Below are 7,599 nucleotides of genomic sequence, written 5' to 3'. Positions count from 1 at the left end.
CCGCGTTCGGGGTCCCGCTGGTGGCGGCGGCGGCCGCGGACGCGACGTCGGTTGTGTTCACCGAAGTGCCTGCCGGTTCTTGGACGGCGACGGTGGTGGCCGCGAACGCGGTTGGCTCCTCGGAGCCGTCGCCGGCGTCCAACCCGGTCACGGTCGCCTCGACCCCGGACCCCGGGCCTGAGCCGACCGTCCCGGCGGCGCCCGCCGCGCCGACCGCTGCAGTGGACGGGGACGCGGTGACTGTTAGCTGGTCCGCTCCGGACGATGGGGGTTCCCCGTTGACCGGGTTCACCGTGAGGCTTCTGGGCGGAGACAACCCGCTGGTGCGGGATGTGGGGGCGGATGCCACCTCGGCGGTGTTCGCCGGTGTTGAGCCGGGCACCTACCGTGCCACGGTGATCGCGGTCAACGCCGTCGGCGCGTCGGCGGCCTCCCCCGAGTCGGCGCCGGTGACAATCACCAGTCCCGGCCCGGACCCTGCCGATCCCGACCCTGCCGATCCCGACCCTGCCGATCCCGACCCTGCCGATCCCGACCCTGCCGATCCCGATCCTGCCGATCCCGATCCTGCCGATCCGGACCCCGACGATCCGGACCCTGGTGACCCGGACCCGGACGATCCCGACCCGGACCCGCAGGTGACTCCGGTGCCGGACGATGCGTTGACTGAGGGGTCGCGTGGTGGGGTGGATGTTCCGGCCTCGGCGGCGCCGGGCAGTCAGGTGAGCGTGGTTGTGCCCGGCCGGGGCGGACAGCGGGTGCGGGTGTGGTTGCACTCAACCCCGGTGCTGTTGGGCACGGTCACGTTGGATGCGGACGGCCGGGCTACGGTGACCATCCCGGCTGGCACGCCGCTAGGCGACCACCGGATCGTGGTGCAGGCGCTGGACGGTTCCCTGATCGGATGGGACGTGATCCGCGCGGCCTCCCAACCGGCCGAGCCGCAGCCGGACGATGAGGCGTTTCCCGTCACGGGCGCGGACATCGGCTGGCCGCTGGCCGGGGCGGCCGGGCTACTGCTGCTCGGAGCGTGCGCGCGGATCAGGACGCGCGAACGCCGCACCCGCCCGGTCGCCGAACGCGCGGCACCTCGCAAATCGCGTCCGCCTCCCGGATTCGCCTCGCCTACACAACGATCAAACGGAGGCCCGGATCGATCTTCCGCAAGTCCCCCGGATCTGAGGTCACCACCGAGTGGCCCCGCTGCCTGGCGTCCAACGCGACGTGGACATCGACAATGTCACCATGTCCGCTTCGCCCGCAAAGGACGCCGACAGCCCAAGCGCTTACAGCGTCCAGAGGGACCACCACCACCCTTGGATCCCGCAGCAGCCGCGCCACACGGGCCTGGCGCGGACCGCCCCGCCAAGCCTGCGCGACCACCCCAGCGGGGACGGACAACGCCAAGCCGTTGTCCGCAGCCCGGCGAAGCAACGCGCGGACCGCGGTAGCGCCCCGCTCAAGAGCCAACAGAGCCCCGCTGTCCAGGGTTATCCCGTCACCGGTGCCGGCCCGTCACGCCAAGCCCAGTTCGCGGTCGGCCCATGCCAGATCCTCCTCACTCACCGGACCCAGCTCCCGGTCAAGATCCTCCAACAGCTGGATCAGGCTGTCCTCCTGTTCAGCGCGAGCTATAGCGGCGCTGATGAATCCCGACACCGATTTGGCCCTGCCTTGGTTGACCGCCCGTCGAGCCGAGTCCACCTGTTCATCCGGCAAGCTCACCGCGATCTTTTGAGTCATACCGAAAGCATACCGCCATGGCGACCGTCACCGGCCTGATCGCCTGTCGACGTGAGTCGTCACACGTTGAAACGAAACTCGACCACGTCGCCGTCTTCCATGACGTAGTCCTTACCCTCGATTCGGAGTTTGCCGGCCGCGCGGGCCTCGGCCAGGCCGCCCAGGGAAACCAGGTCGTCAAAGGAGACCACCTCGGCTTTGATGAAGCCCCGCTCGAAGTCGGAGTGGATAACGCCCGCGGCCTGCGGCGCGGTCCAGCCACGCCGGATGGTCCAAGCCCGGGATTCCTTCGGCCCGGCGGTCAGGAAGGTCTGCAATCCCAGGGTGGCGAAGCCGACTCGCGCCAAGTGGTCCAGACCGGATTCCGGCTGGCCAGACTCGGCCAGCAATTCGGCCGCGTCCTCGGGCTCCAACTCGACAAGGTCGGCTTCGAATTTGGCGTCCAGGATGATGGCCTCGGCGGGCGAGACGAGCTCCCGCAAAAGGGCGGTGCGCTCTGGGGACGCCAGCACGGCATCGTCGGCGTTGAAAACATAGATGAACGGCTTGGCGGTCATAAACGAGAACTCCCGCAACGGGGCCAAATCCAGCAGCCCTTGCCTCGCCGCCGCGTACAGGGTGGTGCCGTTATCCAGGAAATCCTTCGCCTTGAGCAACGCCGCCAGCACCGCCGGGTCGCCCCGCTTGATCCGGACCTCCTTCTCAAGGCGGGCCTCCGCCTTCTCAAGGGTCTGCAGGTCCGCCAGGATCAGCTCCGTGTTGATGGTCTCAATGTCCGCCGCGGCGTCCACCCGGCCTTCGACGTGAACTATGTCCGGGTCGTCAAACACGCGAATGACCTGGCAAATCGCGTCCGCCTCGCGGATGTTCGCGAGGAACTGGTTGCCCAGCCCCTCCCCCTGCGAGGCGCCCCGCACAATCCCGGCGATATCCACGAAACTGACCGTGGCCGGGACCACCTTCGCCGATTTGAAAAGCAACGCCAGCACCGGCAGGCGCTTGTCCGGCAAGGCGACCACGCCCACATTCGGCTCGATTGTGGCGAACGGGTAGTTCTCCGCCAGCACCTGGTTGCGGGTCAACGCGTTGAAGAGGGTCGACTTGCCCACGTTGGGCAGTCCCACAATTCCGATTGTCAAGGCCACGGCAACCAACCCTACTTGCTGCGGGCGGGCCGGCGGCGCCGGCTCAGAGGGCCGTGCGGCGGCGTGTGGCGGGCTGACCGGCCAAGACGCGGGAAGCGGCGGCCGAGTCGTCGTGCATCTGGGTGATCAGCGCTTGCTGGGTGGAGAACGTGAGCGTGTGCCGGAGGCGGGCCACGAAGTCGACGGCCACCGTCTCGCCGTAAAGTTCAAGGTCGTCGCGGCCCAAGACATAGGCCTCGACGCGGCGCTCGCGTCCGGCGAAGGTTGGGTTGACCCCAATTGAGATGGCGGCCGGCAGGACCCGGTCCGGCGTCCCCTCAGGCAAGCCAACGCGAATCAGGTAGCCGGCGTAGACGCCGTCCTGCGGGATCAAGCCGGTCACATGGCCGCCCAAGTTGGCGGTCGGAAAGCCCAACCCCCGGCCCCGGCCGTCGCCGCGCACCACCTGGCCGACAACCCGGTGCAGGCGGCCCAGAACCCGCGCGGCCTCGGCGGCGTCGCCGTTCTCCAAGGCCTGGCGGACGGCGCTGGAGGACCAGCGCGCCTGCCGCCGGTCCTCCGGGTCGCCCTGATCGCCGATCGCCACGACGTCAAAACCCAACTCGGCCCCCAGCTCGCGCATGGTGCCGAGGTCCCCCGAATTGTCCGCGCCGAAATGGATGTCTTGGCCCACCACGACTTCGGCGGTCCTCAAGCCTTCGACCAGGTAGGACTCGGCGAATTGCCGGGGGCTGAGGCGGGAAAACTCCAGGCTGTAGGGAGCCACCAGGACGGCGTCCAAGCCGATCGCCTCAAGCGCTTCAAGGCGTTCGGCTAGGGGCTGGAGCTGGACCAAACCGCGGTCCGGCCGGTGCACCGACACGGGATGCGGGTAGAACGTGACGGCAACGGCCTTGGCACCCCTGGCGCGGGCCCGCCGCGCCACCTCGCCGACCAGGAACTGATGGCCGCGATGCATGCCGTCGAAGTTCCCCAGCGTGACGACCGACGGCCCGAAGTCGGCCGGGACGTCGGCCAGCGATTTCCAGCGTTGCACGGGCAACAAGTCTAGGACGCCGGTGAAGAACCGGCGTCCGGCCGTGTTGACGTGGGCGGCGCGACACGCTGACCTAAGGAAACGCGGCAGGCAAACACGGCCCCCGGTCTACGACGGCGGTCTTTTCGCCACCGCCCCGAACCACCCGTCACAGACCGGACGGCCCGTCACCGACCTGTGACCGCCCGCGAACGGCGGGCGCCGCTCGCCGTCACCGCACGCCAGGCGCCTGGGAGCGTCGCGGCGGCGGCCAACGCCTTGACCAGGTCGCCGACCAGGAAGGGCGCCATGCCCTGAATGACCGCACCACGCAGATCCAGGCCCGCCGCCAGGGCCAGATAGGGCACGCCGACCAGGTAGACGACGGCGCTGCCGAGCGCCATCACGCCGAGGGTGCGCCAGTACGACCGGTCGAATCCGCGTTGGGCGGCCCAGCCCGCCAAGGCCGCCGCCACCACGTACCCGGCCACATAGCCCATGGTGGGAAGGCCCGCGCCGGATTGGCCGGCGGCGAAGACCGGCAGCCCGGCCACGCCCGCGACCAGGAACAGGGTCATTGCGGCCGCCGCCCGCCTGGCCCCCAACGCGGCGCCGGCGGTCAGGACCGCGAAGGTGCCCAGGGAAATCGGCACCGGCGTGAATCCAAGCGGAATGGAGACCTGGCCAAGCGCCGCCACCCAGGCGGCTCCGGCCGCGACCAGGGCCACGTCTTTGACCCGGCCGCCACCCGCCATTTGGGCAAGGACGGGCCAACGGGCGGACGCGCCGTCAAGCGAGGCGATGGCGTTGGGCATGGGGATACTCCTTCGGCTAGTCGATGCGATCCTTTTAGGAGGATTCGACCAGCCTAAACGGCCCCCTGCGACTCATTCGCGCTGATGAAACCGCAAGACACGGGCGGGCGTTTGTGGCCAGCCTACAATCCGGCGGCGATCGGCGTGAAAAACCGGAGACTGGGCGGCGGAACGCCGCGCGGCCGCCTGCGGCCACCTATGCTTGGGGTCGTGGACGGACTGACGCTGGCGGTTGACTGCGGCGGCGGCGGCGTCAAGGCGGCGGTGTTGGACGCCGACGGCACGTTTCGGTCCAAGCCGCGCCGGCTCCCGTTGACCTATCCCCTGCCGCCCACGGCGCTCATCGCGATGGTGCAGGACCTCGCCGCCGCCGGCCCCAGGGCCGCCCGGCTGACGCTGGGGATGCCCGGCATGATCCGCCACGGCGTGGTGGTGCACACCCCGCATTACGTCAACCGCGCCGGCCCCGGCACCAAATCCGACCCGGACTTGGAGGCGTCCTGGGCTGGTTTCGACATGAGGGGCGAACTTGAGGACGCGCTCGGAACGCCGGCCCTGGTGCTGAATGACGCCGAACTCCACGGCTGTGGCGTGGTGGCCGGCACCGGCACGGAGTTGATGCTCACCCTGGGGACGGGGTTGGGCACCGCCCTGTTTGACGCCGGACGGCTCGCTCCGCACCTTGAGATGAGCGCGGCGCCCGCCCGGCGCTGGACCACGTTCGATGAGTTCATCGGCGAGCGCGAACGGCTCGCCCTGGGCGACCCGTTGTGGTCCCGCCGGGTGCTCAAACTCTTGGAACTGCTCCAGCCCGTCTATTGGTGGGACCGCTGCTACGTGGGCGGCGGCAACTCCCGCATGATTTCGCCGTCGGTCCTCGCCAAATTGCCCGATGCCGTGGTGGTGGTCCCAGGCGTCGCCGGCCTGGGCGGCGGCGTCCGGGCTTGGGAGCTGACCGGCAAGGGCTGAGGCGGAAATGGGGACGGTACTTGTTTCCGGCCTGCCGGAAACAAGTACCGTCCCCATTTCCGTTAGCCGTCTTCGAAGCGGTAGCCCAGGCCGCGCAGCGTGACCAGGCGGACCGGGTTGGTCGGGTCCGCCTCGATCCGGGAGCGGACGCGCCGGACGTGCACGTCCAGGGTCTTTGCGTCGCCGTAGAAGTCCGGGCCCCAGACCCGTTCAAGCAGCTGGGAACGGGTCAGCACCCGGCCGGCGTGGGTCATCAGCTCCTCCAGCAGGGAGAACTCCCGCAACGGGAGGTTCACCTCCTCGCCGCCCACCCAGACGCGGTGCCTCTCCGGATCCAACCTGACGCCGTTCACCTCGATAACCGCGGCGGCGTCATCGGGAAACGCGCCCGCCGGCGCGGCCGAGGAGCGGTGGCGGCGCAACGCCCGGCGACAGCGGGCCAACAACTCCAAGGTCGAATACGGCTTGGTGACGTAGTCGTCAGCGCCCAATTCCAGCCCCAAGACCACATCCGCCTCGTCGTTCTTGGCGGTCAACATGATGATCGGCACGTCGGAGGTCAGCCGGATACGGCGGCAGACCTCGGCGCCCGGCACTGACGGGATCATCAGATCGAGCAGGATCAGCTCCGGCTCCCGGGCGTTGAACTCCGCCAGCGCCGCCGCCCCATCTGGCGCGGTCCGCACCTCGTAGCCCTCGCGTCCCAGCAGAAACGCCAGCGCCTCCCGCTGCGTCTCGTCGTCCTCAACCAGCAGCAGATCGGTCACGAGTTCTCCCCCAACGCCCGCCGCGGCAGCCGGATGGTGAAAGTCGAGCCCCGCCCGACCTCCGATTCGACCGTCACGCGGCCACCGTGGCCGGACACCGTGTTGCGCACGATCGCCAAGCCTAGACCGGTGCCGCCCGTCCGGCGCGAGCGCGCCCGGTCTGTGCGGTAGAAGCGTTCGAACACCCGCCCCTGGTCCTCGGTCTCAATCCCGATCCCCCGGTCCGCGACCGCGATCACCACCTCGCCGGACTTCAAGACGGCGGTCACCGAGACCGGCCGGCCGGGCGGCGAGTAGACAATGGCGTTGGCGACCAGGTTGTCGACGGCGGTCACCAGGGCGTCCTTGTCGCCGAAGACGGTCAGCGCGGGGTCCGCCTCGACCGTCACGTCAATACCGGCTTCCTCCCCCGCCGTCCGATGCCGTGCCACCGCTTCGGCCAGCACGTCCAGCACGTGGACCTCGGCAAAGCGGCTCGAGTCTTGGTCTTGGGCTTTGGCCAGGGCCATCATGTCCTCGGTCAGCCGGGCCAGGCGGTTGGATTCCTGCGAGAGCCGACGGGCGAAGTGCCGGACCGTTTCCGGGTCTTCCGCCCCGGCCGCCAGGGCCGACCCGATCAGTTCCACCGCCGTCACCGGCGTGCGCAACTCGTGGCCGATGTTCGCGATGAAGTCGTGCCTGATTTGGCGGGAGCGCATAGTCTCGGTCAGGTCGGTGACCGTCAGCAGGATGTAGCTGTCGGCCAAGCGGGTGGCTCGAACCTCCGCGTCCGCGACCGGCCCCAGGTCGGTGAAAGACAGGCGGCGCGCCTGCAACTCGTCTTCGCGCCAGGCGCTGTCCGCCAGATCTTGCAGTCCGGGGTGAATCAGCTTGGTGCCCTGGTAGACGGGCAAAGTCTCCGCTTTCGCGCTGGTGTAAACCACTTTGTGGGAGCGGGTCAGGATCATGGCGTAACCGCCATAGGCGCCGGCCAAGTCGCGGGCCAACTCCGGCAGCGGGGCCTCACGGCGGTCCCAACGGTCGCCCTCGGCGGTGCGGTGGAACAGCCAGGCCCAGATCGGGTTGGTGATCAGGGCCAGGGTGGCCCCCAGGGCGCCCCCGGCCACCCACTCCATGGCCACTGGCACGGTACCCACTTTAGGCGC

Annotated in this window: 9 protein-coding genes and 1 pseudogene; 2 read left to right on the top strand and 8 right to left on the bottom strand. The window is 69.4% G+C overall.

All coding sequences use genetic code 11. The features are described 5' to 3' along the window. Positions 1–292, bottom strand: a 292-nt coding sequence (locus LBC97_04110) for a hypothetical protein (GenBank protein ID MDR2565240.1), incomplete at its 3' end; no start/stop codon positions are given. Here LBC97_04110 and LBC97_04105 point away from each other — a divergent pair. After that, positions 222–434 (top strand): annotated as a pseudogene (locus tag LBC97_04105) (fibronectin type III domain-containing protein). The gene LBC97_04110 and the pseudogene LBC97_04105 overlap by 71 nt on opposite strands. A 691-nt stretch (positions 435–1,125) precedes the next feature. Here LBC97_04105 and LBC97_04100 read toward each other — a convergent pair. The 5 genes from LBC97_04100 to LBC97_04080 all read right to left on the bottom strand — a co-directional run bounded on the left by LBC97_04100 (position 1,126) and on the right by LBC97_04080 (position 4,718). Next, complete coding sequence (locus LBC97_04100) at positions 1,126–1,470, bottom strand: hypothetical protein (protein ID MDR2565239.1); 345 nt, start codon at positions 1,468–1,470, stop codon at positions 1,126–1,128. 45 nt (positions 1,471–1,515) lie between these two features. Next, positions 1,516–1,743, bottom strand: coding sequence for a hypothetical protein (locus LBC97_04095; protein MDR2565238.1), 228 nt, complete (start codon positions 1,741–1,743; stop codon positions 1,516–1,518). Between the two features lie 59 nt (positions 1,744–1,802). Next, positions 1,803–2,888, bottom strand: coding sequence for a redox-regulated ATPase YchF (ychF, locus tag LBC97_04090; protein ID MDR2565237.1), 1,086 nt, complete (start codon positions 2,886–2,888; stop codon positions 1,803–1,805). Between the two features lie 43 nt (positions 2,889–2,931). Continuing rightward, positions 2,932–3,924 carry a bifunctional riboflavin kinase/FAD synthetase gene (locus tag LBC97_04085; GenBank protein ID MDR2565236.1) on the bottom strand — a complete coding sequence of 331 codons (993 nt, stop codon included), beginning with the start codon at positions 3,922–3,924 and terminating at the stop codon, positions 2,932–2,934. Positions 3,925–4,091: 167 nt separating this feature from the next. Beyond that, on the bottom strand, positions 4,092–4,718 hold the full coding sequence (locus LBC97_04080) for a biotin transporter BioY (GenBank protein ID MDR2565235.1): 627 nt from the start codon (positions 4,716–4,718) through the stop codon (positions 4,092–4,094). Between the two features lie 210 nt (positions 4,719–4,928). Between LBC97_04080 and LBC97_04075 the strand changes: the two genes are divergently transcribed. Beyond that, positions 4,929–5,687 (top strand): ROK family protein, encoded by a 759-nt coding sequence (locus LBC97_04075; protein MDR2565234.1) that lies wholly within the window; start codon positions 4,929–4,931, stop codon positions 5,685–5,687. A gap of 62 nt (positions 5,688–5,749) precedes the next feature. On the opposite strand, the gene LBC97_04070 is transcribed toward LBC97_04075, so the two are convergent. Beyond that, positions 5,750–6,454 carry a response regulator transcription factor gene (locus LBC97_04070; protein MDR2565233.1) on the bottom strand — a complete coding sequence of 235 codons (705 nt, stop codon included), beginning with the start codon at positions 6,452–6,454 and terminating at the stop codon, positions 5,750–5,752. Next, a partial coding sequence (locus tag LBC97_04065; protein MDR2565232.1) for a hypothetical protein occupies positions 6,451–7,599 on the bottom strand: 1,149 nt, incomplete at its 5' end. The genes LBC97_04065 and LBC97_04070, both read right to left, overlap by 4 nt.

This window comes from Bifidobacteriaceae bacterium (genome assembly GCA_031281585.1).
Lineage (GTDB): Bacteria > Actinomycetota > Actinomycetes > Actinomycetales > WQXJ01 > JAIRTF01.
Note: the sequence above shows the minus strand (reverse complement) of the source record. Positions and strands in the feature narration are given on the sequence as shown.